The organism is Kineothrix sp. MB12-C1 (assembly GCF_030863805.1).
In the GTDB taxonomy this organism is placed as follows: Bacteria; Bacillota; Clostridia; order Lachnospirales; family Lachnospiraceae; genus Kineothrix.
Genome location: NZ_CP132957.1, coordinates 1078833 through 1102073 on the forward strand (window position 1 = coordinate 1078833; position 23241 = coordinate 1102073).

A 23241-nucleotide genomic window follows, 5' to 3' on the forward strand; every position below is an offset into this window, starting at 1 on the left:
GAATATCTAAGAACGGGCTGTTCGTTGGATATAGCACCCAATCCCAATAATGATAATGCATAACCCAATGCCGAATCCGCTGCCCATTTTATAGAAGCTGCTGCTTTTCAAAACAAAGATAATAAGATTGCTGATCAACAGATAGAATAAACTGCTCTTTCCGACTATGCTAACTATAGATAACCATTTTATCTTGCTTAAGTAACCTGCTGCCAGGTAGTAGCAATATAGAATGAATGCACCGCCGACTAACCATGGCAATGACAGCGGGAAGCGGGACGGATAGCCCTTTGTCAGAAACAGATAATCCACTATCATATAAGAGGTTCCGGCAATGGACACCAATAATACCTTCACGTCGAAAGCAAGCCTCCTCTTTGCCAAGTAAACCCCCGCCGCAAAATATATGTAGAAGGGAAGTACCGGAAAATATGCCCCGCCATTCCCTCCGATCAATGTTCCGAGAACCGGCTTCACTTCGCGATGGGGCAGAACGCAAATCAGGAGTGCAAATATTCCAATCCCTAGTAATACTTTTGAATTCTTATGGGTTAACGGCTTCCATAAGATAAACGTCACTAAAGTCAACATTGCAAAAGAGAACAAAAACTCTGACCATCCCGCCAGCCTCTGAAACAATAGCAGCTCTAAAATACGATCCTGCCGAAAAGGAATTCTTTCTATAAATATTGCGAAGGAAAATGCAGAAATATAATAAGCACCTAATAAAACAAGAATGTTTTTACTGCCTCTTTTAATCGCATATTTAAAATCCTTCTGCAAATATGCCAGATAATACGCAAATCCAAAGGCGAATACAAATCCCGAAAAAGTAGTGAGATTCACCCATTCACTAACAACTTTCCACCCCGGCTCCTGCCCAAAGTCACAGAAAAACTGTAAACAATGGGCAAATACCATCTGTATTACCAAGATTCCTTTGAAGAAATCCAGCCTATTATCTCTCATTTTCCGGTTTCCACCTGCCTTCGTTAATAGCACGAATAATTTCTACCGGAATCTTGGGCTTTCTATCATAAGTGCACAGCCCGTTAATCTCCTGCTCCACATCCGTTATTTCTGTATAACAGAAGCCTTGTACATGTTCGGACTTAAGCAGCGGACTTATCACATCATGGTACCTCTTCGCAAAGTCTTCATCGGAAGTAGCGCTGGAATATCCCCAACCCTCCCAGTTGCCCTTTTTATAAGAGATTCCTCCGAATTCAGTAACTAATACCGGTTGCCCTTTGTATTCCCAGCCATGCGCAAACAGAGGTCTGCCCCCCGGTGCATACTGAAGAACATTCTCTAACGTACGATATCTTTCCTTTAATATTTCCTTATTCCATTCGTAATCGTGAATGGTAACAAGATCGCTGCACGTATGCTCCCATCCATCATTAGAAATCACCGGTCTGGTCTGATCCAACGACTTGGTAATATGAACCATAGCTGCACTGTGGCTTTGCTCTTCCTTCTTATCTTTAATATGGAACACTCCCCAAGATTCATTAAGAGGTGTCCAAACTACAATACACGGATGATTATAATCCCGGAAGATTTCATCCATCCATTCATCCGTAATTCTCTTTACATACTTTCTGGAATAAACATAAGCTGCCGGAAGTTCTCCCCACACGAGAAAACCCATTTTATCCGCATGATATAAGAATCTCGGATCTTCAATCTTCTGGTGCTTTCTAACGCCGTTGAATCCCATGGATTTCGCCAGCTCAATATCCTTAATAAAAGCTTCGTCCGTGGGGGCCGTTAGCAGAGAGTCTTCCCAATATCCTTGATCCAACAGAAGCTTCTGATAATAAGGGCGATTATTTAAAAGAAACTTTCCATTCTCTATCGATACTTTTCGCAGCCCGAAGTAAGAGGATACTGTATCCGCTTCCCTATCACCTTCATATACCACAAATTTCACATCGAACAGTCTCGGATTCTCCGGAGTCCATACCAAATCTTCCTGCATATTCCAGCACTTAAGCAGTTGCTGATCGAGAAATACCTTAAAGCTTCCTTCCTTTCGCAATAAATCTGTGGTATTCACTGCCATCAGCTCTTTTTCATAATAAATCTCTGTCCGCAGTTTAGTCGCCTTATCACTGCTCAATTCGTACTGAACTCCCAACTGCGCATAATCCAAATCAGGAGTGAGGAAGACTCTGCTAAGATGGACTTTATCCACTGCCTCTATCCATACGCTTTGCCAGATACCTGTAGAACGGGTGTAGAAGATACCTTCCGAATTATCTTTCCAATACTGCTTTCCCCGTGGAATCTCAAGGTCAGAAGGTGCATCTGTCACTTGCACAACAACCGTATTATCTTCATCCTTAAGAGCATCGGTAATATTTACTTCGAAACCGATATGACCTCCGATATGTTCTGTAATAAACACACCGTTCACCCATACCTTACAGCTATAATCAACCGCTCCAAAATGAAGGATAATCTCCTTACCTAACATCTCTTTTGGCAAATCTATCTTTTTACGATACCAAACAACCTCATGGGGTTCGTTAATACCAATTCCGGACAACTTTGACTGATATACATAAGGAACCGTAATATTTTGATCGAAATTGTCCACATCAAAAGAAAACTCCCAGTTTCCATTTAAGCTCAGCCATTCCTCTCGAACAAATTGGGGCCTGGGATACTCATTTCTTGGAATATTCATAGTTTTTATTTCCTTTCTTCCGTAATCCTTCTTTATTCTATTTTATTTGTAACTGTTCTACTGAATAGTTACTTTATTTTTATACTTATACACTATCCCTTAACACCTGATGATAACGATATTCCTCTTACGAAATATTTCTGTGTAAATATGTACAGGATAACCATCGGTATGATCGCGATGGTCGCAACGGTACACATCCTTGCCACCTGAATTGTTCCATACACTCCCTTGGCAAGCTGCAAACCTGCAGTCAGTGTCAAATTATCGATGTTATTAATTGCGATGGAAGGCCATAGGAAATCATTCCAGTTTGCGGTAAAGGTAAATAAACCTACCGCAATAAGAATCGGCTTGCAATTGGGAATTACAATTTTTGAAAATATCCTCCACTCTCCCGCACCATCAATCTTAGCTGATTCCAAAATCACATCGGGAATCGCATACATGAACTGACGAATGAGAAAGATATTCATTACTCCTGCCAAACCGGGGGCGATTAACGCCAAAGGTCCGTTCAACCATCCGAACACGTGCATAAGTTTATATAACGGAATGATGGTAGTAATTGCCGGAAAAGAAGACAGGAACATAATTCCAAGAAAAATAATATCCCTTCCTTTAAATTTTAACTTCGCATAAGCATATGCCGACATCGAATAAATAACTACCGCAATAATCGTCTGACTCCCCGACACGATTAAGGAATTGACGAACCATTTATAAATCGGCAGTTGCTTATTGGTAAAAGAAAGAAGCTCCTTAAAATTGCCGAGTGTCCATGTCTTTGGAAAGAGAAGAAATCCCCCCGCCTGCTGAATCTCCACATCCATCTTAAAGGAAGAAATCACAATCCACCCTAAAGGTATCAGCATAATAACCGCGAATACCGTCAATATCGCAAAGGCGATCCACCCATCTCTTTTCGTATTTGGATAGACAAAAGAATCTTCCTGATTTTTCTTAATTCTCTTCATGGGTTCCTCCTAATCTGAATTTTTCCGCATCAATATAAGCTGAGCGACGGCCACGCTGCCTATAATAATTCCGAGACAAGTTGACATAGCACTGGCCATACCCGCTACCGATTTACCTGTTCCAAATGCCAGATTACGAATATACATAATAAGAACAAAGGTCGATTCACTCGGTCCGCCTGCTGTTAACATAAGCGGCTGCCCATAAACATTGAACTGTGCGATGACCGATACGATAAGGGTATACACAAGAGGGAACTGAATGGAAGGAACTATAATATACCGGAAACGCTTCCATCCGCTTGCACCGTCCAAATCCGCCGCCTCAAGAATTGATTTATCAATTCCCGATAATGCTGCAACATATATGATCAAGTTGCCTCCGATTCCCCACCATATCGTAGTTGCCACGATCGTAATCCACGCCCAGGGCTGTGAAGCATACCAGTTAATATCCGTCCCGAACAACTTATTGAATAATCCGAGAGAACGGTTAAATATGAACAGCCATGTCAACGTCACGGAAGTAATGGAAAACAATGTGGGCATATAAAATATTCCCTGGAAGATATTACGTCCTCTGGGCCTTTTATTCAGGAGCAATGCCATGACCAAAGGAATCGCAAGCTGAAACGGGACACAGATCAATACGAAAATCACCGTATTCTTGAGTCCGTTCCAAAACTGTCTGTAAAAGACCGATTCCGTATCCGTCAAAAATACACTATAATTTTTCAACCCTACAAATGTAGGCGGTGTGAACAGATCCCATTTCGTAAAGGACGCATAAATACCATAAAACATCGGCACCAAAAAAAATATAATAAATATAATCACATGGGGAGCGATAAACAGATATGGAGTAATATTAAGCTTTTTCTTTTTTTCACTTTTTTGCATTCTACATCATCTCCTGTTACTTGTTGGAAGGGGATACTGCTTCGATATAACATCCGCTTGCGGTATCCCCTTCTTTTTGCATTACTTATTACTCGCCCATCTCAATTCGGCCTTTTGTTTCCTGTACCGCCTGATTCAAAGCGTCTTCTGCTGTCATACGTCCAAATAATACTTCTCCTGTAATCTTATCCAAAGCTTCTACTGCATAGCCATAATATTTATAGTCATAAATCTTCAATTCTTCATTTTCATCTGCAAAGAATGCCTGCGGCATATCTTTGAATTCTGCAACTTCTTTAATTGCTACGTGTGCCGGCACCTGACCTGCTTTTGCCCATTCTAAGCCGTTATTTCCAAGATAGTCGATAAAAGCAAGAACTGCCTGTGTCTTTTCTGCATCTCTGTTCGGATTCTTAGGAAGTACGAACTGGTGAGATGATGTCCAGTTGCCCTTTGTTCCCGGCTCGAATACCGGATAATCGAACATCTTAGCATTGAGCCCTGTTTCTCTTACGTTGTTATACATCCAGATACCTTCCGGACAATAGAGCATCTTTCCGCCGAGGAAAAGCTGCCACGGATCATCGCCGTCTTTATTGGTATATCCTAACTGCTCTAACTCTGTCCATGTATCGAATACTTGTTTTGCCTTGTCATTGTTGAAATCCGGAACAGAACCATCTGTACTCAATGTTCCGCCGAGCTGCGCATAGGAGGATAAGAACATAACTCTCTGCCATGTCATTCCTATCGGAATAATCTCGTCTGCCAAGCACGCTTCTCCTGCTTCTTTTACTTCATCCCATGTCAGCACGCCATCATCCATAGATCCGTTGCCATATTTCTCATATAAATCCATATTTACATAAAGACTGAAAGAGTGAACATCGAGAGGAATACCATAATGCCCTCCGGCAAGTTCTGTCATTGTCCATGCTTTCGGATTATAATTTTCAGGTTTCACATTAGAATCTGCTAACACTTCATTGTAATCATCAAGAAGTCCCATCTCCTGGAACAAAGGAATTCTCTCGACATGATTAATTGCTACGTCAGGAACATCGGTTGCTGACTGAATTGCAAGAGGCATCTTCAAATATAAATCGTTCGCTTCGATCGCACGATGATTTACTGTATAATCGGGGTTCGTTGCATTGTAAGCATCTACGATAGCCTGCATGGAGGAACCGTCCGCTCCCGTGAACACGGTCCAGAACTCAATAGACCCTTTCTTACCCGGTGCCACCGACACCTGTTCTTCTGCTGTCTCTTCTCCTTGCGCTTCTACTGCTCCGCTATCCGCTGCAGCTCCCTGGTTCGTTCCTGTACTAGAGCCGGAACATGCCATCAAGGAAAAACTTGTTACCATTGCCAGAAATAATGCGACTGCTCTTTTTGCCATAACTTTTTCTCTCCTTTTTGTTTTATGTAAAATACTTTACCAAATTTTTAAAAACATAATTATTGTTTTTAATATTTTTCCCCTTTTTAATTAATAACGACATTTATGTTTTAATATATTTATATAATAATACACTTTGTATATTATTTCAATACTTTTTTTATTTATTTTATATATTTTTATTAACATTAGTCGTTTTTATAATTTACTTTTATGTTTTAAATCATTTCTCTTTTTGCTTTTACCATTTATTTAAAACAGTTTTTCTGTTTCTTTCGACAGGAATTGAATTCCAAAGACCTTTCCCGTGGAATAAAAAAAGGAACCCTTCCGTTAGATAATATCCAAAAACCTTATCCAACAAACAGGTACCTTTCATATCTGCCATTATAGTACATAGATAAATCTCTTCTCTATTTTCTTCTTACCATTTTTCTATTTAATATTCTATACTGAGTACGATATTCTGAGGGTGATCGCCGAATTTCTCCCCAAAGATATTAAATCCTCCCACGTACTTCGCATCCTTCTTATTACCTATGCGAACTACAATCGAAGATCCCTCACCAATATTCAGCATTTCAGTCGTAACACTTCCCACCTTATTTTCATTGATGTAACAACCGTCCTTCCTCACTTCCCATGTTGTCAGAAGTCCATATTGGGTATTCCCGGACATGCAAGACGGCGGGGTAAGCCTCCCCCTTCTCGCTCCGAAGTCTCCCGGGCTTCGCCACATTCCGCAATCCACACCGTTAATCCACATCGTAATATCGGATTTCCAATCCTCTCTATAATTCGGTGCCTCAGAACAGATCTCAAGAGATATCCCCAGACGTTTTAGATTCGCCTCTTTGGGGAGTTGATTAGGGAACTTGTATTCTACATATCCTGCAGAACTCCATAGGATCTGAGCATTGAGATGTTCCGGCAAGTAGAAGCAATAGGTCAAGTCTTCATTTCCGATAATTCCATCCTCATCCGCAATCCCGCAAGTGGAATACATCTCACAGTCAGTATAAGCTCCTATCGGCATACTTACACTGGTTACCATATTCACATTGCTCGGAGAACTATGTATGCCAATAGTCACCACGTCATTCTTTCTACTGCACAAACGCACTCCGCCTCTCGTTCCCGGCTGCACTTCCGCATTAATCAACTGAGCCTTTTCCAGTATCCGGACATGCAAAGCAGCACTCGATGCCGCTATGCCGAGCTTCTCCGCTATTTCCCCAATATTTAAACTCTCCTCATTCAAAAGCTTCAATATATCCAGCCTCACCGGTGTGGATAATGCTTTTCCAACATCGCACAATTCTTCCGTATTGTCCAAATTCAACGTCAACAACTTAGCCATAGCACATTTTCTCCACCTTAATTTTCAAATCAACACTTTTTTCGTTAATTTATTATCATCATTATACAAGAATCGCGTAATTTTCACAAGATGCTAAACATGGCCGGCAATTCTTTATTTTAATTAGGATAGTCCATCAATAATTAAGCAACATATGTTCAAGCTGTATAATAACTAATACTAATTGACACTTTGTCAGTTATATATTATATTAAGGTTACAAGGAGGTGCACCATGCGAGATGTAAAAGACCCAAAGGTACGCAAGGCTGAGATTATGGAAGCGGCATTGTTTCTATTTGCACAGAAAGGTTATTTGAACACTACCACCCAAGATATCATCGATAAAGTGAAGATATCCCGAGGCCTGCTGTACTACCATTTCAAAAATAAAGAAGATATACTCTATTGCCTGGTAGAACGCTATTCAGAACCGCTATTACAGAAACTTTCGACGATAGCTTATGAGCCGAATCGATCGGCAATGGAGAAAATAAAGTCTTTTATGGAGGTTACAATCATTTCACCGGATACTATCACAAGCGAAATGATCGAGCTGCAAAAGACCGTCGACTTGGAGCAAAATCGTTATTTGATGGATCGTTTCTCCCATAATTTCACAAACAAGTTAATCATATACTTTACCCATATTATCGAACAAGGTATCTCAGAAAAAGCATTTCACGTGGGCTATCCGTCAGAAACAGCCGCTTTCCTTATCACCGGATATGTGTTCGTTTCCAACGAGATTAAGACCTTACCTATAGATATAGAAAAATCAAAAGCCTATATTATCGCTTTCCAAACGCTATTGGCACGGACATTGGGAGCTGATATCTCTTTTTTACCAACTGAGTCAATGAAAATAAATATCGATTTTCTCAACACATAAACTGACACCTGGTTAACCCTGGAGGATTCATTATGTTAGAAATTAAGAACTTCACAAAAATCTATCAAGAAAAGAAGAAGGCTGTGGATAATTTATCTCTTTCCATAGAGCCGGGAGATATCTATGGTTTTATCGGAGCCAACGGTGCCGGAAAAACAACAACCTTAAAAGCAGTGGCCGGCATTCATGATTTTGACGGCGGCAGTATTCGCATTGACGGTCATTCCATAGAAACAGAACCTCTTATCTGCAAAAGAATGTTGGCATACATTCCTGATAATCCTGATTTATATGAGCATTTAACCGGACATCAATATATCAATTTTATCGCCGATTTATTCGAGGTACCCTTTTCTGAACGTATGGAAAAAATAAAAAAATATGGAGACTTATTCGAAATGACCAACCATCTCGGAAGTATCATTTCCTCCTATTCTCATGGAATGAAACAGCGTACAGCCATTATCTCAGCATTGGTACATTCTCCTAAGTTGCTGATTCTGGACGAACCATTCGTAGGTCTTGACCCCAAGGCAACATTTATATTGAAACAAGTAATGCAAGAATGTATTTCTGACGGTGGTGCCATTTTCTTTTCTACGCATGTACTTGACGTAGCAGAGAAGCTATGTAACAAGATTGCAATTATAAAAAACGGAAAACTGATTGCAAGCGGAATGACTGAGGAAGTCAAAGGAAATCAATCCTTAGAAGCTTTCTTCATGGAGGTACAAGATACATGAACAGAACATGGTTACTTCTCCGGATACAAATAATAAACACTCTTCCTATTAATGAAATCCGCGAACCGGGAAATAAGAAGAAAAATACCGCAATTCTTATGGGGATCGGCATGATAACAATTGCACTCCTGCTTTTTTCCTACAATATCCTTACCGCTCAAGCCTTGGCACAGACCGGCGCGCAGAAGTTGATACCTGCTTATATGGCAGCAATATCCAGTTTCGCCATTATAATTCTGACGATGTTTCGTTCCAACGATATATTATTCGGAAGCCGTGATATAGAGATGCTTTTCTCCTTGCCCATCAAGTTCGGAGAAATCATTAGCAGTAAGTTTTTATTCCTATATTTACTGAACTTTATAGTAAGCTTCATTTTCATGGTTCCGGGCGGAATTATCTGGATTATAAATACCGATATGGATATTTCTCGATTTACACTTTATTATATAACCATTTTCTTTGTACCTTTGCTACCTATGTGCATAGCATCCTTCATCGGTATCCTTATCACGCTGGTCACTTCCCGCCTTAAAAACAGGAACATTATTTCCCTGATACTTTCGTTTGCAGCCATCGGATTAATCGGATATATCAGCGCATACAGTTCACAGGAGGGGAGCGATATTTCCATTCTTAGCACAATGCTGGCTCAGCAAATTACCAGGATCTATCCGCCCTCCAAACTGTTTCTGGAGCACCTTGGTTTTTCTGCCTTGGCGGGTATGGGAACTTTTATTCTTCTATCTTTCATGGTCTTTTATTTATTTGTAAAAATAACAGCATCAAGATATCTCTTATTTCGTACCTTGGCAACCACATCCTCCCAATATGTTATACGTAAAGGAACTGCAAAAGCACATTCCCCGTTCATCGCTCTCTACCGAAAAGAGCTGGGGCGATTCTTCAATTCCTATACAACCGTTTTGAATACCGGATTCGGAGTGATATTCTTATGTATTTTTAGCATTTTTCTATTGGTTGTTCCTTTACAGCAGTTAGGTAACTATGTGGGAGTTGCAAATATTAATGAATTTCTTGCTGATTATGCCCCGGTGGTCATCGCCTCCATGCTCTCTTTAAGCTGCCCTGCGGCATCTTCCATCTCCTTGGAGGGCAGGAATATTTGGATACTCCAAAGCTCCCCAATCTCTACCAAAATGATTCTAAACAGTAAGCTTGCAGTGACTCTGACACTACATGCCTTCGGCTATCTTTTTGCCGTACCTGCCATTATCCTTCAAGTGGATATGAACTTCATACAATTTATCAGCCTTTTGCTCGTCCCTATCTGCTACTCTCTCTTCACCGTCACGCTCGGTATTTCTCTAAACAAGAAATACCCCAATTATGAATGGGACAACGAGGTGACCGTTGTAAAGCAGAGCATGCCTGCCATGATATCCAGTATCTTCGCAATGATCGCTATAGGAATTCCCGTATTGCTTCACCTGCTCCTGGCATTCCCCCTTTTACCGACACTCTTAGGAACGGCAACTATTTTAATAATAGCTGCAGGCATTATGCATCATAAAGCTTGTATGGCAAGTTATCTTTGATTCCATGAATACTTATCCATACATAGAAATTGCGTGTACACTAAAATACCGCATTCTAAATGGAAGCTACCAGCCCGGACAACAGCTTCCCTCTATCCGAATAATCGCCGCACAGGAAAAATGCAATACTGCAACAGCCCAGCATGCAACAATAAGCCCAATTTTATCAAAACAAACAGCCTTGACTCTGCCCTTGGGACACAGTTTATACTATCTTCAAGGGAGGAGAACTATATGGCATTGCTTGTTCAGATAGTAAGAAAAAGAGCCTTTTTATCATTTGCAACAGTTTGCACGAGTGTTTTGTTTGCTACAGTTACATTATGGTGGAATGCGCAGTTAAGCGATATTATTGATACCATTAGCGGAGGGGGCACTAGCGACAGAGACAATCGTATTAGCGATTATTGCGATGGTCGCCATGTGCCTTTCCAGTTTGCTGAAAACATATCTTTCCGGCTATGCTTGCGAGATTCTCACTCATGACTTGCGGATAGGTTATGCCCGATATTTTTCATTATTACCTATATCTGAAATTGAACGACTCAATGCCGGAGAGCAGCTATCAAAACTACAAAACGAGATTGCAGATGTTTCGGGATACTTAAACAATAATTTATTTCAGTTGATAAATGATGGAATAAGTTTCATTACTACGCTCGGCTGGCTGCTAATTCTGAATACAAAGCTGACACTGGCAGTAAACTTACCAGTGCTTGTCATTATGATATATGTATTCTACTCCAGCAAAATCATTAGCAATGCCACTGAGCATAGTCAGCAAGCCAAAGGGCGAATGAATAAATACGCCGATACCCTACTGACATTATTTCCGATAATCCGGCTTTACGATGCAACGCAAATGATACTCAGGAATTACAATAACGAGGTTACCGAATGGGAACGTCAGACCATTCGAATTGAAAGATTGCGGGCACGGCTGATGTCATTATCAGGGTTTTTAAGTAATATTCCGCTTATGTTGTTGTTTCTCGTTGGCGGCGGCAAAAGCACCTTGTTAAAATTGGTAAGCGGGCTTTACGATGTACCGGATGGCAGGATAATAATCGGTGAATCTCAGACATCCCCAGAAAGACGCAAGCATGTTGCCTGACGGACTCGATACTTTTGTCGGTGAGCGGGGCGGTCAAATTTCCGGCGGTCAGGCGCAGCGTATTGCCATTGCGCGGGCTATGCCGAGACTAAACAAGAAATCTCTTGAAGCCACGGCGAAAAACACGGGAGAATTAACCGCACTCATTACATGCACTGATGTTGCTTTGTTATATGGCGGACAGGATTACCTGATAAAGAGATTTGAACAGCGCAGTTTAGAATTATTGCGTGCAAGAATGGAAATACACAAACGAAATGCGCTGGGCGCCGCTATTTTGCCATTATTCGGGCTTGGCGGCTATCTTGTGCTTTTGATGGCGAACAGCACATGGATTTCTAACAGGCTACTCACTTTTGGCGATTTAACCGCGGCGTTCCAATATCGAAACGGTGTTCTAATCGGCTCAATGATGCTGATAAATTGCATAGTTTCAATACAGGCAAGTATGGCGGGGCTGCACCGCATTAACGAAATAATGGCAGAAAAGACGGAGGAATAATATGGAGTCAGTTTTGATGCGAATCGGTGAGGTTGCTGCATTTTTCAATGTGTCGGTCAAGGCGATGCGTATATATGAAAAAATGGGCATCTTGAAACCGGTAAAAGTCGATGAAAAGACTGGCTACCGTTATTATAGCGCCGACCAAATAAAACAGCTCGATGCCCTTTTGGAGCTTCGAGAACTCGGCTTTTCTCTTGCGGAGATAAGGGACTTATTGGAAAATGGCATAACGCAAGAGCAATACATGGAGGTGCTTGTTCATAAAAAAGTCATGTGGCAGGAAAAAATGTCGCAGGCTCAAGATAGAATTGATACCATTGACGAAGTTATTGAGAAACTGGTAAATTCAAAACCTCCGGTAAAACTGCATGAGTTGACAGAGGCGGAACGCGCGCATTTATTAAGTCGGTTAGCTTGCTTAGATGTCAATTTACATGAGTTACATGGGCGTAATATACTCAGCGAAGCATTGTGGTTATAATTATTTCTAACACTACGGCAAGGGTGGATGGTCGAAAGGCACCGCCCTTGCCGATTATTATAATTCCATCCAAACAACAGTCTACGGAGCGTGGATTGTTTACGAAATTCCTATCCATTATACTTAGATCATCGCAAATAACATGGATGCAGAAAGGGAACTTTATTTTCAGAAGCATCATAAAAGCAATATGATGTAAAGATAATTAAGATTTAGGAGGTTTCGTAAATGAACGAAAAAATTGTAATGACAGCCGATAATTATGACCGTATCGATGGCAGGAATGCCTATCGGTCCGATATAAAAAAACTGACTTTGGGTACTCCTGTGCTTGCCGAAAATCAGAACATGCAGATAGCCGCTCAAATATGGAAGGAAAACATCGATGGTCAGCAGGAAATATATATAGAACTTCCCATTCATCAAATATTTGATCTGATGATATTTTTAAGCCGAACGCTCTTACACTTTCGCGAGGCCTATCGGCTTCCTCTGTTGTATGACCCGCAACAACCGACGATAGAGCGCATCGGTATACAGGGTGAGGCAATGCCTGTTACTATTTGTACCGACAATCCAAATATAAATGAGGATATTCAGGCATTTTCGCAAGCGCTGAATGACCTTGGCGAATTAAGCGGTGAACGCCTGCGCGTGCTTACACGTATTTTAGAAGAAATGGAGTATTATTAACATGAAGAGTTCTACGGGTTTGTCCCCCTATCGACAACTTACGAAAGAAGAGGAAAAGCTTGTTTGGGAAAAGCCCCTCTCCCATATAGAAAGTGAGGCAGAGAATCGAATCTATGCCGAAGTAAAAAGAAACTGGCACAGCAAAGAAATGAAAATTACGAATATTCTCCTGGAGGGGGATGCAGGGTCGGGAAAAACACAACTTGCAAAGGCACTTTCCGCTGATTTCGGATTACCATATACCAAAATCACTTGCTTTGCAGATATGGATAAATCCGATGTGCTCGGCTCCATTCTGCCTGTTCTATCGGAAGATGGACATAGCGCCCAAGAGGTGTGCTATGAGTTCTATCCCTCCGAAATCGTTAATGCTTACGAAAACGGATGGTTATTGGAGATACAGGAACCCACTGTCATTCGGGACGCTGCCGTTCTAATGGCACTGAACTCCGCGCTGGAACCGGATGGCAGCATCAATCTGCCTAACCGCATTGTTCACCGGCATCCTGATTTCATTGCCATAATTACTACAAATAGAGGATACAATGGCTGCCGGCCGTTGAACGAGGCATTGCGAGACCGAATCCATCACACCGAGAAAATGGACTTGCCCCCTAAGGCCGTTATGATGGAGAGGGCTATTGCCAAAACCGGATATTCTAAAGAAGACATTTTATCCTTGTTGGCAGATATGATTATCACTCTGGATGAAACAGCCAAGGCTAACGCCATTAAAGGTGTGGCAGGTATGCGTTCTTATCTCTTTTGGGTAGATGCCGTGGCAAACGGAGCTTCACTTCGCTCCTCCATGTATTATAAGGTGATTTATAAAATTACGACCGCTCCGGATGAAATCTCCATTTTAGAACAAGCTCTGCTTTCCAAAGGTCTGCTGGAACAACTAGAGCAAATAGAGGCAGCACAATCTCTCGGGCAGAAAAAACAGAGTTCGGATGCGATAGAATTACATTTATCCGAAGATGGGCATTTCTATGGAAATGAAGAAGAAATATCGGAAGATTCCGACGCCCTGCGTTTACGAAAATCAAAGGATAGCGACAGTCACTCCGATCAAATCTCCGACAGCACAATAGAGGAAACAAAAAGCAGCGATAACAACGAAAACGGCACTCCCCTTTATCACGAATTAGATGGGAGAATCCCCACAGAACAGCAAAAACAAGAGTTCCGGAAAAAAATCAATCGAGAAGCACGCGAAAGTATAAAAAACAGCATACATCAGCAGATAAAGCTGATTGTTCACCGCCCCGAAGTAACCGAGGAAAATCGAAAAACTTATCAAAAGCAAGCATCTGCGCTTGCTCCGATCATTCGCGAACTGATTCAGAAGACACGCCCTTTGTTGGAACATGAAACCGCCACCGAATTCTCATCGGGGCAGCTATATGGAACGAACTTCTGTGCCAATCGTATCGCAATGCAGGATTTCCGCTATTTTGCAAGGAAGCGGCCTCCGGAAGATGATCCATCCCTTGCTGTGGCTTTGCGCATAGACGAATCGGCCTCCATGTCGGCTTTCGGGCGGCTGGATGCAGCAAAACAGGCTGCGATCGCCCTCTATGAATTTTGCTATGGCTGTGGTATTCCCGTTATGATTTATGGCGATACTGCCGATCGTTCGCGCATGGAACAAATGTCCCTTTACTCCTATGTGGACTTCAATAGCAATAATCCTGACGATAAGTATTCTTTAGTCAGCATTCAAGGCAGAAGCAACAACCGCGATGGAATGGCAATCAGAATTATTGCAGACCGACTTATGACAGCCCCTGAGAAAACAAAATTATTTATAAGCATTAGCGATGGACAGCCCAAAGCGATGCCGGACTACACAGGCGATTTGGCTGTGACCGATATGAAGAAGACTTTACAAGAATACCGCCGTAAAGATATACACTTTCTAGCCGCTGCCATCGGACAGGACAAGGAAATCATCAGCGATATTTATGGAAAAGAGAATGTATTGGACATCACCGACCTAAAGCAACTTCCGGCCCGATTGATTCAGATTATTGCAAGATATTTATAAAATAATGAAAGACATCACTTTTATTAGTGGATGTATTATACATTTCAACTAATCTCTTCCATATAATATTTGGATATTAGAAGCATGCCAACGACAGTTCCTCCTATCCAGCTAACAGCACCTAGCATAAAAAATATAGCAATCGAAGATACAGCACCGATAATAAAGAATGCAGCACACCCGATACTTGCTATAAATAGACTTAAACGAATTCCATTCCGAAATAGTATTCCTTCAAAGAACAACGATATGCACATGAAAAAATATGAACCCATCAATGCAAAAAATACAGAATTGGGATAACCGGATACCAGTTTCTCTAAGCCAATTAGAGAATCACTCACAATACTTGGCATTACAGTAATGAGCTGAATCAAATAATTGGCTAATGAGATGCTGATATAAACTAAGCCAAAATTCATTGCTAAATGGCTCCATACTTTTTGTTCGTCATCTGTCAAATAATAAACACTGACACAAAAAATTAAAAATGATACTGCTAAAAACATCGAAGGAATGACCGTTAATAGTTGTATCGGTTTGAAACTCGCCGCATAACTTTCGATTCCGTTCCAAGTATCAAAATTAAATGTAGTAATCAGTGCGATTATAAAAAGGACTACAAAAATAGCGACAGCAACGGATGATATAATAGCCATTTTTATAGTAATTCTCTTAGTATCTTTCATAGGACACCTCACCTTAATCATTACTATCTACACACTAGATATATATAAATTACAATATGAAATTGCCTTTGAATATTATCCGTTCATTAAGTTATAAAGGATAATCGCACACATCTTTAATTTCTTCTCTTTTTTCCAGCGACTCCGGAGGAAAAAGTATTGTTTGCCCTCCTAATAAATATACCCCTTTCTCGAAAGCAACTCTTGTACGTATGCTGGAGTCAGGAAAAAACATCACCACAGTTTTCCCTGACAGAAAATGAGCGTATTCCCCACTGTGCAGTTCATCTGCGATATTGAATATCCTCAGGATATCATCCTTGCTGTAATCTCTTAGCCTCACCAAACTCTTCATATCGATTTCTCCCTTATATAGCCGGATTTTAAACCCCATTCTCATACAGTCTCATTGGTTATGACAACAGACTGTCAATCAAAATCCCATTAACTTCCTCCGCTATTTCATGATTTATTCCATGGCCAACTTCAGGGAAAAATCGTGCGTTCATTTTGTATTGCAGCAGTTTTTCCTTACCTCCCAATCGGGCAAAGGGATCTGCCTCCCCTACTAAAAATAATGTCTTTTCTCGAATTGTTTCCACCTCTTCCTCGCTAAAAGGCTTTATCTTATGCCAGCGCATCGCCATATTGTTAAAGCCCTTAAGCAAAGAGCGGTAATGCTCCAAAACAACCGGGTTTTCGATAAATACCCCGCTGTTTTTTCCGCTTAATTTTAATAGTAGTTTTATAGTATTACGTTTTGTCGGGAACAACGCTTCCGGTAAAAAGATCTTCATCATCGTTTTCATAGGACCGGAACTGCCAACCGGAACAGAACCGGCCATGCATACCATTTTTATTACTCTATCCGGACGATGAAGCCCATAGTACTGAGTCAGGTAAGCACCATTAGATACGCCTGCCACAAATACCTTATCGAGCTTAAGACCTGCCAGTACCTCATCGATCCATTGTGTATTATCAAAATTTTTATTATAATTTTCATTCGGACAGCTCTTGCCCGGTCCCCCGATTGTATCAATCGCATAAATACTAAAATGACGTGCCAGTGCCTTGGCATTGTACAGCCACATCAATGCAGAATCATCCCCCACTCCGTGAAAAAGAACAAGAGGCGGCTTATCTTCATTTCCGCATACAATCACATGCGTAGTTCCGTAAGTTGTCGAAATATCCCTTTCTTCCTTTTCCAAATCCCACATGGCAAGTAATTTATCGTATGTATTGAGGATATTCCTCTGTGCAGCAGCATTTCTATAAACCTTCATAAGTCGGTTCCCCTTTCCGATTATCAGCAATGACCTTTTCCAAGCAGCAGTTCCAAAGATCGTATTCAACACCCAAACCCTGGAAACAAAAACGAACAACCGCTCTAAAAGTATCCGCTTCATTTTCCAACGCCCCTTGCTCTCCCATAATTAACTTAGAATATTCAAAAACATTTGCAACAAACACAGACCAAAAGCTGTTAGCCGCACTGCTTGGGTTGGTATGAGGAATAACTCCCTGCCTTACTCCCCTTTCTATTATATCTGCCAACGATCTTCTGTGAATATCAGATTTTACAGCCCCTTCCTCCCACTTTTCCGTTCCAAACACAGCAAATGCATCAAAAGGAGCACGCATATAGAATTGCATCATAAGCGGCTTTTCCTTATTTGCCCCAAACATACCGTAAGCGTAATACATGAGCTGTTCTACCGGATCCATATCCTTTGACGCCTCCAGCAAGGCATCGGAGAACAAAAATCCTTCACGAAACATCCATGTATAAAGTTCGGTAAATAATTCTTTTTTAGTCCTGTAATAGTAATAGACCAACCCCTTTGCCAGCTTTGCTGCCTCCGCTACATCATCCATATTTGTACCGTGATATCCAGCACGAATATATACGGAAAGTGCCGCCTCGAGTATTTGCTGCCTTCTGCTCTCTCGTACAAAAGCATTCTTCTCCAAGTTCCTTGGCATCATTTCACCTCATTTATTGACTTAACTTTAAGTCAATGATATTTAATATATATGCTGATGTCAAGATTTTTCTGCTATTAACACTACTCAAAGAGAAACGGCAGTCACTACTTCATTTTTAACACATTTTCTAACATGTCAATTTACATAAGAGGGGGCAGATGATTCATTTTACAAAAATACCGGTAAAACGCCAGCGCCGATTCCTGCTGATCCGTATTTACGAGTAACCGTGTCATTTCGGACAGTATATGATTCATTACCGTACCGGAACAATACTTAAATGCCGTATTTCCCCAACGCGGCGTGGTACTCTCATCGAAATGATCCCAAAACAATAAAATATTCTCAGACGGAAGACGCATTTGATACTTCGGATGTCCTTCGATCAGTCCGTCATGTACATCCTCCCCAAAGAAATCCTCTCTGACCATAAATGCACCTATAATTCGTCGTTCTTGCTCCGGCTGTCCTCTCCTGCGTTCAGTCAGCAGGCACATCGAATTAGGCTTCAATCTCTCTGCAACTCGTGGCTGTCCTTTTGAATGCCCACTCAAGTATCGTCCCGTCGAAACTATAGGTGTCTTGCAGACATGTTCTACTTGTTCCGATATAATGTCAAAAACAGCATGTGAGTTGGCTGTTATGGAGAAATTGAGTAATTTCTGCCTTCTCTCCTGTTCGGCCTTTTTCACCTGACGCTGTCGCTTTATTTCAGCTTCTTTCTTAACAATTTGCGCTGTGATATGCCGTTGCATATTCTTATCTCTCAAAATCAAATACTCTCCGAATGCATCCGGATAGATAAACTTTTTTTCGCCCTCAGGGAAGCATACTGTTATTGTTTTGGCAGTTAAAGCCGTAACAACACCCGCGCCGAAAGTTTTATGTTTAATTGCCTGACCTTTAATATTCATTTTTATACCCTTCTGCGCGCTCCGTGCGCACTTAAATCAATAGGTTGAATACGTATTTTATTCAACCTTCTCTTTTCTAATGTGAAAAAGAACTTCTAATCCTGATCTGAAGACCAAAGATGGAAGTTCTTTTCAAAAATGTGATCGATAAAAGGTTATTACTCTGTTTTCACCCCGGCACGTTTTTTATCACTTATGCGCAGAACAATACTACCCGCATCGGCCTGTAGTTCAATTTTATCGCTTTGAAATTCCGGGATATCTCCAATTGTAAGTGTTGTCCCAGTCGGTATATTTTCAAGATCGACTGTAACGGTATCGAGCAGATATTCCGGCTCAGCGGCGTGAGGAACCTGCAGTTGCATCTGCTCCAGAACTCCGGACACTTTTTCCTTGTTTATGAGCACAATATCAGCAACGCTATTGAATTTTTTCTTGGCATCCAACACTTGGAAACTGATATGGAGTATTTCGTCATTCATGCCGTTATATTCCAAATCCTTAATTAGCGTCGGATAGGTTTTTCCTTCTGTCTGTATATTCACCTTGCTTCCGTTACGCTTGGTTCGCAAAAGTTGCCTGGCCGTACTCTGGTCGATTTGGACGGAGAGCGATTCCTTCAATTCCGCACCACAAATGATGCACGGTATAATTCCTGAACGTCTCAATTGTTTAGGCTTTGCAGTTACGTCGCGCTTCTGCGCCAAAATAGTATTCATCTTAACTCCTCCTATTAAATAAATTGGTGTCTTGTTTAAAAAAAAGAAAGGCTCTTCATAGTACGCCAATCAGCGCAATATCAAAAGCCCTTCTCAAAGACGGTTCTTTTATATTTAACTTTTATCAGTATAACATAGCTTCGAAAGTAAAGCAAGCATCCCAATCAATACATCCGGTTCCACTATTGATATATCTTAATATAATATTATTAATATTTATGCCATTTTTAAAGGAGAAATCAAATGGATAATTTTCATCAGGAAGACTTTATAGATTTCCAGAGCAGGCAACCACAAAGAGGTCCCGGTTATGGTCCTGGCCCTGGCCCCGGTCCTGGTCCCGGTCCAAATCCTGGCGGTCCTTCGGGAAATGCTCCCCGGTCGGCTCCCCCAAACTATATCCCTTCCAGACAAGCGACTACATTTCGAGTTGACTCTTCTTCTATTCGAAACTGTATGGGGCGTTTTACCTATGTCTGGTTAAGTAATGGAGAAGAATTTTGGATGTATCCTATTCAAGTAAGCCGCAATACCGTGTCCGGATTCCGTTGGAACCGGTTGTTCGGATGGACTTTCTTTGGAGTATCCCTGCATCGGATCGATGCTTTTATGTGCGTATAGTCTATTATACCATGCCCCCCAGAATAAAACCCTCGATAATTATCGAGGGTTTTATCATATTTTTTTACCATTTGCACATACTAATCAAAAGCAGGAGGACAATCATATGAAAGCAACCGACAAAAATAAATCCATTCCCACCGTACCCGACGGTTCTTGGGAGGCTACACCACCCCGACAAGGTTTTAAAAATCCGGGAACCTCAACAGCCGATTTGCAAAACGACGGTTATCCGTCAGCAGCACCGCTTCCTAATTCGGAAGAGGAAGAGCGTCCGAGAGAACATTAACACTCTCTCGGTACATAATTAGTAGAATTATGCAGTATGAAATGCAACACAAAAATAAAACCCTCGATAATTCGAGGGTTTTACGCTGCGGATGACAGGACTTGAACCTGCACGGTCGCCCACCAGAACCTAAATCTGGCGCGTCTGCCAATTCCGCCACATCCGCTTATTCTCCTGCTCTAAGCAACAGAATTTTCTCACGTAAACCATCTTAACATCTCATCGTTTTTCTGTCAATATGTCTTATCACAATATTGTTACGACTAAATCTTATTTTCACCATCCTTTTTATATCCCGCCCTTGGCAATAAACAGCAGAAAATCAATCGGCAAGCGAAAGCATGAAGGTAAATGTACTGCCTTCTCCGGGTTTGCTGTTAACCGAGATACTGCCGCTGTGGGCTTCCACTATCCATTTGACCATAGAAAGCCCAAGACCTACTCCACCCGACTTTGCTGACGTTCTCGATGGATTTATTTGATAAAAACGCTCCCAGATGCGATTGAGATGTTCCTCAGCTATCCCAATTCCATCATCGGCAATAGAACCGACAATTTTGTTTCCGTCTTTTTCAAGTCCAATTAGGATATGTCCACCCGGTTTACCATATGTAACGGCATTCGATACGAGGTTAATGAGCATCCGAAGTATCATCGTTTCATCAGCCTGCACATATAATCCGGATGTGATATTCGTTTGAATTTCAATTCCTTTTTCATTTGCTGCTTCATACTGTTCCTCCGCGACCATCTCGGTAAGCTCACTCAAATTGAGCAGCTCTAAAGTCAGCATCTTATGTCCCATATCAATTCTGGAAAACATCAAGAGATGGGAAATCAATCCTGATATCTTGCGCGCTTGTGCCAGCACAACCGAAAGCGCATCTTTCGCCTCTTCCATCGTTTTTGCATTCTCCAAAGCATATTCGCTCTGCGATACAATCGCCGAGACAGGCGTTCTCAACTCGTGGGAAACATCTAAGGTAAATTGCTTCTCGCTTTCAAACGATTGTTCCAGGCGCCCAATCATATCGTTAAAAGTTTTTACCAGGGTATATATTTCATCCTTGCCCTCTCCGACTTGAATTCTCTGTGAAAGGTCCCGGCCTCCCCCAATACGCTCCGCCGCCTCGTTAATCTGCCTTACGGGCTTAAACGCCTGCCTTGTAATAAAGTATCCTCCCAATGAGACAACGACAACCTGAAACGGCAACATAACTCCTGCAATGGAAAGCATTGTAATCAACGCACTTTCAGAATCGGAGATAGCCGTAATTCCCCGTATCCATACATCACCGTACTCCTCAAAGGAAATACAGCGATCATACACATACCACTTGGAGTTACCGTTATTTATCGTACTCACCGTATTATCTGTGAAGCCCCGGGGACTCTTAAGGTTTTCCGGCAATTCTCCGTATACTTTCTGCATATCCTTGTTATATACGGATAAGTATACTTGGAGATAGAAGGAGTCAAAGTCATTATCAATCTTCAATTCTCCGTTTTTGTAGTAAATTTTATCAAGTCTATCCTCAATCACCCCAACGAGAACGTTTTTCGTCGAGGTCTCCTCAAGACCTTTGCTAATGAAAAATATAAACAACATCATAAGCGCAACGATTACGACTATCAAGGTGGTATACCAGAGAGTCACTTTCGTTTTAATTGAAGTCCTATTCATTATCCTCCTTTAGAACATAACCTGTTCCTCTAATCGTATGAATCAGCTTTTGAGAAAAATCCTCATCTATCTTTTTTCTTAGATAACGGATATATACATCGATCACATTGGAGCCTCCCTCGTAATCGTAGTTCCAGATATGTTGTGAAATCTTTTCCCTTGTAAGCACAATACCTTTATTATGCATCATAAATTCAAGTATTGCGAATTCCTTACTGGACAGCGATATATAGGTGCCGCCGCGTGTTACTTCCCTGAAATCGCAATTCATAGTTAAGTCTGCAATAGAAATAATATTGCTCACATGACCGGAGGAACGCCGGATCATGGCACGAATCCTCGCCATTAACTCATCAAAAGCAAATGGTTTTACGAGATAGTCATCCGCCCCTTGGTCCAGACCAGCCACACGATCTTCTATACTGTCGCGTGCCGTCAACAGCAAAACCGGTGTTTTATTGTTTTGGGAGCGGATTTCTCTTAATACCTCAAGACCGCTGATACCCGGTAACATGATATCGAGAATAATGGCATCATATTCCGCACAATTAATATAATTAAGAGCCTCACCGCCGTTCATACACCAATCTACGGCATAATGCTCCGATTCCAGCTTCTTCACTATAACATCATTCAAATCAGGTTCATCTTCAACTACCAGAATTCGCATATGTCACCTCCATGAAATTTTATTATCTATTCTAAGCGAACCTCATTAAAGAAAGATTAAATTTATGACCGATTCCTTATACTTTGAACCGAGAACAACTTATCTTTCGCAACAGCAATGCTATTATACTATGTTCTTCATTTCTGCCGCCTTGATACATGTATTGATGATTATACCTCTTATATAGGAAGCGTTTCAACCTTTCCGCCTTCGGTATCAGTATATGGTTCGAAGTCCGGTCTCGGTATTTTTCCCGTACTGATGACATCCCTATGCTTCATGTAAAGAAAGCG

Annotated in this window: 24 protein-coding genes, 1 tRNA gene and 1 pseudogene; 11 read left to right on the forward strand and 15 right to left on the reverse strand. The window is 41.3% G+C overall.

Annotation, left to right across the window (positions count from 1 at the left end; all coding sequences use genetic code 11):
- Positions 1-6: 6 nt before the first annotated feature.
- The 6 genes from RBB56_RS04980 to RBB56_RS05005 form a co-directional block, all read right to left on the reverse strand.
- Positions 7-969, reverse strand: coding sequence for a heparan-alpha-glucosaminide N-acetyltransferase domain-containing protein (locus RBB56_RS04980; RefSeq protein ID WP_306721290.1), 963 nt, complete (start codon positions 967-969; stop codon positions 7-9).
- Positions 959-2695, reverse strand: coding sequence for a glycoside hydrolase family 2 protein (locus tag RBB56_RS04985; protein ID WP_306721291.1), 1737 nt, complete (start codon positions 2693-2695; stop codon positions 959-961). Before RBB56_RS04985 ends, RBB56_RS04980 begins: the two co-directional genes overlap by 11 nt.
- Before the next feature lie 92 nt (positions 2696-2787).
- Positions 2788-3672 carry a carbohydrate ABC transporter permease gene (locus RBB56_RS04990; RefSeq protein WP_306721292.1) on the reverse strand — a complete coding sequence of 295 codons (885 nt, stop codon included), beginning with the start codon at positions 3670-3672 and terminating at the stop codon, positions 2788-2790.
- Positions 3673-3681: 9 nt separating this feature from the next.
- A complete protein-coding gene (locus RBB56_RS04995) occupies positions 3682-4572 on the reverse strand; it encodes a carbohydrate ABC transporter permease (RefSeq protein ID WP_306721293.1) in 891 nt (296 codons plus the stop codon).
- An 88-nt stretch (positions 4573-4660) separates the two neighbouring features.
- Positions 4661-5974 carry an extracellular solute-binding protein gene (locus RBB56_RS05000; protein WP_306721294.1) on the reverse strand — a complete coding sequence of 438 codons (1314 nt, stop codon included), beginning with the start codon at positions 5972-5974 and terminating at the stop codon, positions 4661-4663.
- 439 nt (positions 5975-6413) lie between these two features.
- On the reverse strand, positions 6414-7334 hold the full coding sequence (locus RBB56_RS05005; protein WP_306721295.1) for an ArsR/SmtB family transcription factor: 921 nt from the start codon (positions 7332-7334) through the stop codon (positions 6414-6416).
- 234 nt (positions 7335-7568) lie between these two features.
- Between RBB56_RS05005 and RBB56_RS05010 the strand changes: the two genes are divergently transcribed.
- The 9 genes and pseudogenes from RBB56_RS05010 to RBB56_RS05045 all read left to right on the forward strand — a co-directional run bounded on the left by RBB56_RS05010 (position 7569) and on the right by RBB56_RS05045 (position 15370).
- Positions 7569-8225 carry a TetR/AcrR family transcriptional regulator gene (locus RBB56_RS05010; protein WP_306721296.1) on the forward strand — a complete coding sequence of 219 codons (657 nt, stop codon included), beginning with the start codon at positions 7569-7571 and terminating at the stop codon, positions 8223-8225.
- A 32-nt stretch (positions 8226-8257) separates the two neighbouring features.
- Positions 8258-8968, forward strand: a complete 711-nt coding sequence (locus RBB56_RS05015; protein WP_306721297.1) for an ABC transporter ATP-binding protein — start codon at positions 8258-8260, stop codon at positions 8966-8968.
- Positions 8965-10527 (forward strand): putative ABC transporter permease subunit, encoded by a 1563-nt coding sequence (locus RBB56_RS05020; protein ID WP_306721298.1) that lies wholly within the window; start codon positions 8965-8967, stop codon positions 10525-10527. The genes RBB56_RS05015 and RBB56_RS05020 overlap by 4 nt, the downstream gene beginning before the upstream one ends.
- A gap of 4 nt (positions 10528-10531) precedes the next feature.
- Positions 10532-10783: a GntR family transcriptional regulator gene (locus tag RBB56_RS18610; RefSeq protein ID WP_442905422.1), complete on the forward strand. Its 252-nt coding sequence runs from the start codon at positions 10532-10534 to the stop codon at positions 10781-10783.
- A 96-nt stretch (positions 10784-10879) separates the two neighbouring features.
- Complete coding sequence (locus tag RBB56_RS05025) at positions 10880-11641, forward strand: ABC transporter transmembrane domain-containing protein (RefSeq protein ID WP_306721299.1); 762 nt, start codon at positions 10880-10882, stop codon at positions 11639-11641.
- Positions 11634-12143 (forward strand): annotated as a pseudogene (locus RBB56_RS05030) (ABC transporter transmembrane domain-containing protein); the annotation flags it as partial. The gene RBB56_RS05025 and the pseudogene RBB56_RS05030, both read left to right, overlap by 8 nt.
- A 1-nt stretch (position 12144) precedes the next feature.
- Positions 12145-12627, forward strand: coding sequence for a MerR family transcriptional regulator (locus tag RBB56_RS05035; RefSeq protein ID WP_306721300.1), 483 nt, complete (start codon positions 12145-12147; stop codon positions 12625-12627).
- 228 nt (positions 12628-12855) lie between these two features.
- Complete coding sequence (locus RBB56_RS05040) at positions 12856-13320, forward strand: DUF6530 family protein (RefSeq protein WP_306721301.1); 465 nt, start codon at positions 12856-12858, stop codon at positions 13318-13320.
- A 1-nt stretch (position 13321) separates the two neighbouring features.
- Positions 13322-15370, forward strand: a complete 2049-nt coding sequence (locus RBB56_RS05045) for an AAA family ATPase (protein ID WP_306721302.1) — start codon at positions 13322-13324, stop codon at positions 15368-15370.
- Between the two features lie 44 nt (positions 15371-15414).
- Here RBB56_RS05045 and RBB56_RS05050 read toward each other — a convergent pair whose 3' ends face one another.
- The 6 genes from RBB56_RS05050 to RBB56_RS05075 all read right to left on the reverse strand — a co-directional run bounded on the left by RBB56_RS05050 (position 15415) and on the right by RBB56_RS05075 (position 19684).
- Positions 15415-16059, reverse strand: coding sequence for a hypothetical protein (locus RBB56_RS05050; RefSeq protein ID WP_306721303.1), 645 nt, complete (start codon positions 16057-16059; stop codon positions 15415-15417).
- A gap of 91 nt (positions 16060-16150) precedes the next feature.
- A complete protein-coding gene (locus RBB56_RS05055; protein WP_306721304.1) occupies positions 16151-16414 on the reverse strand; it encodes a hypothetical protein in 264 nt (87 codons plus the stop codon).
- A gap of 58 nt (positions 16415-16472) precedes the next feature.
- Positions 16473-17348: an alpha/beta fold hydrolase gene (locus RBB56_RS05060; RefSeq protein WP_306721305.1), complete on the reverse strand. Its 876-nt coding sequence runs from the start codon at positions 17346-17348 to the stop codon at positions 16473-16475.
- Positions 17335-18051: a TetR/AcrR family transcriptional regulator gene (locus RBB56_RS05065; RefSeq protein WP_306721306.1), complete on the reverse strand. Its 717-nt coding sequence runs from the start codon at positions 18049-18051 to the stop codon at positions 17335-17337. The genes RBB56_RS05060 and RBB56_RS05065 overlap by 14 nt, the downstream gene beginning before the upstream one ends.
- A 140-nt stretch (positions 18052-18191) precedes the next feature.
- Positions 18192-18965 (reverse strand): hypothetical protein, encoded by a 774-nt coding sequence (locus RBB56_RS05070; protein ID WP_306721307.1) that lies wholly within the window; start codon positions 18963-18965, stop codon positions 18192-18194.
- Between the two features lie 158 nt (positions 18966-19123).
- Complete coding sequence (locus tag RBB56_RS05075; RefSeq protein WP_306721308.1) at positions 19124-19684, reverse strand: 50S ribosomal protein L25; 561 nt, start codon at positions 19682-19684, stop codon at positions 19124-19126.
- Between the two features lie 243 nt (positions 19685-19927).
- On the opposite strand from RBB56_RS05075, the gene RBB56_RS05080 reads away from it, so the two are divergent.
- Positions 19928-20305, forward strand: a complete 378-nt coding sequence (locus RBB56_RS05080; RefSeq protein ID WP_306721309.1) for a hypothetical protein — start codon at positions 19928-19930, stop codon at positions 20303-20305.
- Between the two features lie 106 nt (positions 20306-20411).
- Positions 20412-20594 carry a hypothetical protein gene (locus tag RBB56_RS05085; protein WP_306721310.1) on the forward strand — a complete coding sequence of 61 codons (183 nt, stop codon included), beginning with the start codon at positions 20412-20414 and terminating at the stop codon, positions 20592-20594.
- A gap of 86 nt (positions 20595-20680) precedes the next feature.
- Here the strand turns inward: RBB56_RS05085 and RBB56_RS05090 are convergent.
- The 3 genes from RBB56_RS05090 to RBB56_RS05100 form a co-directional block, all read right to left on the reverse strand.
- Positions 20681-20760: transfer RNA gene (locus RBB56_RS05090), tRNA-Leu, on the reverse strand.
- A 156-nt stretch (positions 20761-20916) separates the two neighbouring features.
- Positions 20917-22278: a sensor histidine kinase gene (locus tag RBB56_RS05095; protein ID WP_306721311.1), complete on the reverse strand. Its 1362-nt coding sequence runs from the start codon at positions 22276-22278 to the stop codon at positions 20917-20919.
- The gene (locus tag RBB56_RS05100) at positions 22271-22948 is read right to left on the reverse strand and encodes a response regulator transcription factor (protein ID WP_306721312.1); all 678 of its coding nucleotides are present in this window, start codon (positions 22946-22948) and stop codon (positions 22271-22273) included. The genes RBB56_RS05095 and RBB56_RS05100 overlap by 8 nt, the downstream gene beginning before the upstream one ends.
- Positions 22949-23241: the final 293 nt, after the last annotated feature.

Excerpts from the sequence above, each read along its gene's own strand:
- RBB56_RS05040 (WP_306721301.1), top strand. The coding sequence starts at position 12,856 with ATGAACGAAAAAATTGTAATGACAGCCGATAATTATGACCGTATCGAT.
- RBB56_RS05020 (WP_306721298.1), top strand. The coding sequence starts at position 8,965 with ATGAACAGAACATGGTTACTTCTCCGGATACAAATAATAAACACTCTT.
- RBB56_RS05015 (WP_306721297.1), top strand. The coding sequence starts at position 8,258 with ATGTTAGAAATTAAGAACTTCACAAAAATCTATCAAGAAAAGAAGAAG.
- RBB56_RS05100 (WP_306721312.1), bottom strand. The coding sequence starts at position 22,948 with ATGCGAATTCTGGTAGTTGAAGATGAACCTGATTTGAATGATGTTATA.
- RBB56_RS04980 (WP_306721290.1), bottom strand. The coding sequence starts at position 969 with ATGAGAGATAATAGGCTGGATTTCTTCAAAGGAATCTTGGTAATACAG.
- RBB56_RS05070 (WP_306721307.1), bottom strand. The coding sequence starts at position 18,965 with ATGAATATTAAAGGTCAGGCAATTAAACATAAAACTTTCGGCGCGGGT.
- RBB56_RS04985 (WP_306721291.1), bottom strand. The coding sequence starts at position 2,695 with ATGAATATTCCAAGAAATGAGTATCCCAGGCCCCAATTTGTTCGAGAG.
- RBB56_RS05005 (WP_306721295.1), bottom strand. The coding sequence starts at position 7,334 with ATGGCTAAGTTGTTGACGTTGAATTTGGACAATACGGAAGAATTGTGC.
- RBB56_RS05010 (WP_306721296.1), top strand. The coding sequence starts at position 7,569 with ATGCGAGATGTAAAAGACCCAAAGGTACGCAAGGCTGAGATTATGGAA.
- RBB56_RS05085 (WP_306721310.1), top strand. The coding sequence starts at position 20,412 with ATGAAAGCAACCGACAAAAATAAATCCATTCCCACCGTACCCGACGGT.
- RBB56_RS05055 (WP_306721304.1), bottom strand. The coding sequence starts at position 16,414 with ATGAAGAGTTTGGTGAGGCTAAGAGATTACAGCAAGGATGATATCCTG.
- RBB56_RS05045 (WP_306721302.1), top strand. The coding sequence starts at position 13,322 with ATGAAGAGTTCTACGGGTTTGTCCCCCTATCGACAACTTACGAAAGAA.
- RBB56_RS04995 (WP_306721293.1), bottom strand. The coding sequence starts at position 4,572 with ATGCAAAAAAGTGAAAAAAAGAAAAAGCTTAATATTACTCCATATCTG.
- RBB56_RS04990 (WP_306721292.1), bottom strand. The coding sequence starts at position 3,672 with ATGAAGAGAATTAAGAAAAATCAGGAAGATTCTTTTGTCTATCCAAAT.
- RBB56_RS05075 (WP_306721308.1), bottom strand. The coding sequence starts at position 19,684 with ATGAATACTATTTTGGCGCAGAAGCGCGACGTAACTGCAAAGCCTAAA.
- RBB56_RS18610 (WP_442905422.1), top strand. The coding sequence starts at position 10,532 with ATGAATACTTATCCATACATAGAAATTGCGTGTACACTAAAATACCGC.
- RBB56_RS05065 (WP_306721306.1), bottom strand. The coding sequence starts at position 18,051 with ATGATGCCAAGGAACTTGGAGAAGAATGCTTTTGTACGAGAGAGCAGA.
- RBB56_RS05000 (WP_306721294.1), bottom strand. The coding sequence starts at position 5,974 with ATGGCAAAAAGAGCAGTCGCATTATTTCTGGCAATGGTAACAAGTTTT.
- RBB56_RS05060 (WP_306721305.1), bottom strand. The coding sequence starts at position 17,348 with ATGAAGGTTTATAGAAATGCTGCTGCACAGAGGAATATCCTCAATACA.
- RBB56_RS05035 (WP_306721300.1), top strand. The coding sequence starts at position 12,145 with ATGGAGTCAGTTTTGATGCGAATCGGTGAGGTTGCTGCATTTTTCAAT.
- RBB56_RS05050 (WP_306721303.1), bottom strand. The coding sequence starts at position 16,059 with ATGAAAGATACTAAGAGAATTACTATAAAAATGGCTATTATATCATCC.
- RBB56_RS05080 (WP_306721309.1), top strand. The coding sequence starts at position 19,928 with ATGGATAATTTTCATCAGGAAGACTTTATAGATTTCCAGAGCAGGCAA.
- RBB56_RS05095 (WP_306721311.1), bottom strand. The coding sequence starts at position 22,278 with ATGAATAGGACTTCAATTAAAACGAAAGTGACTCTCTGGTATACCACC.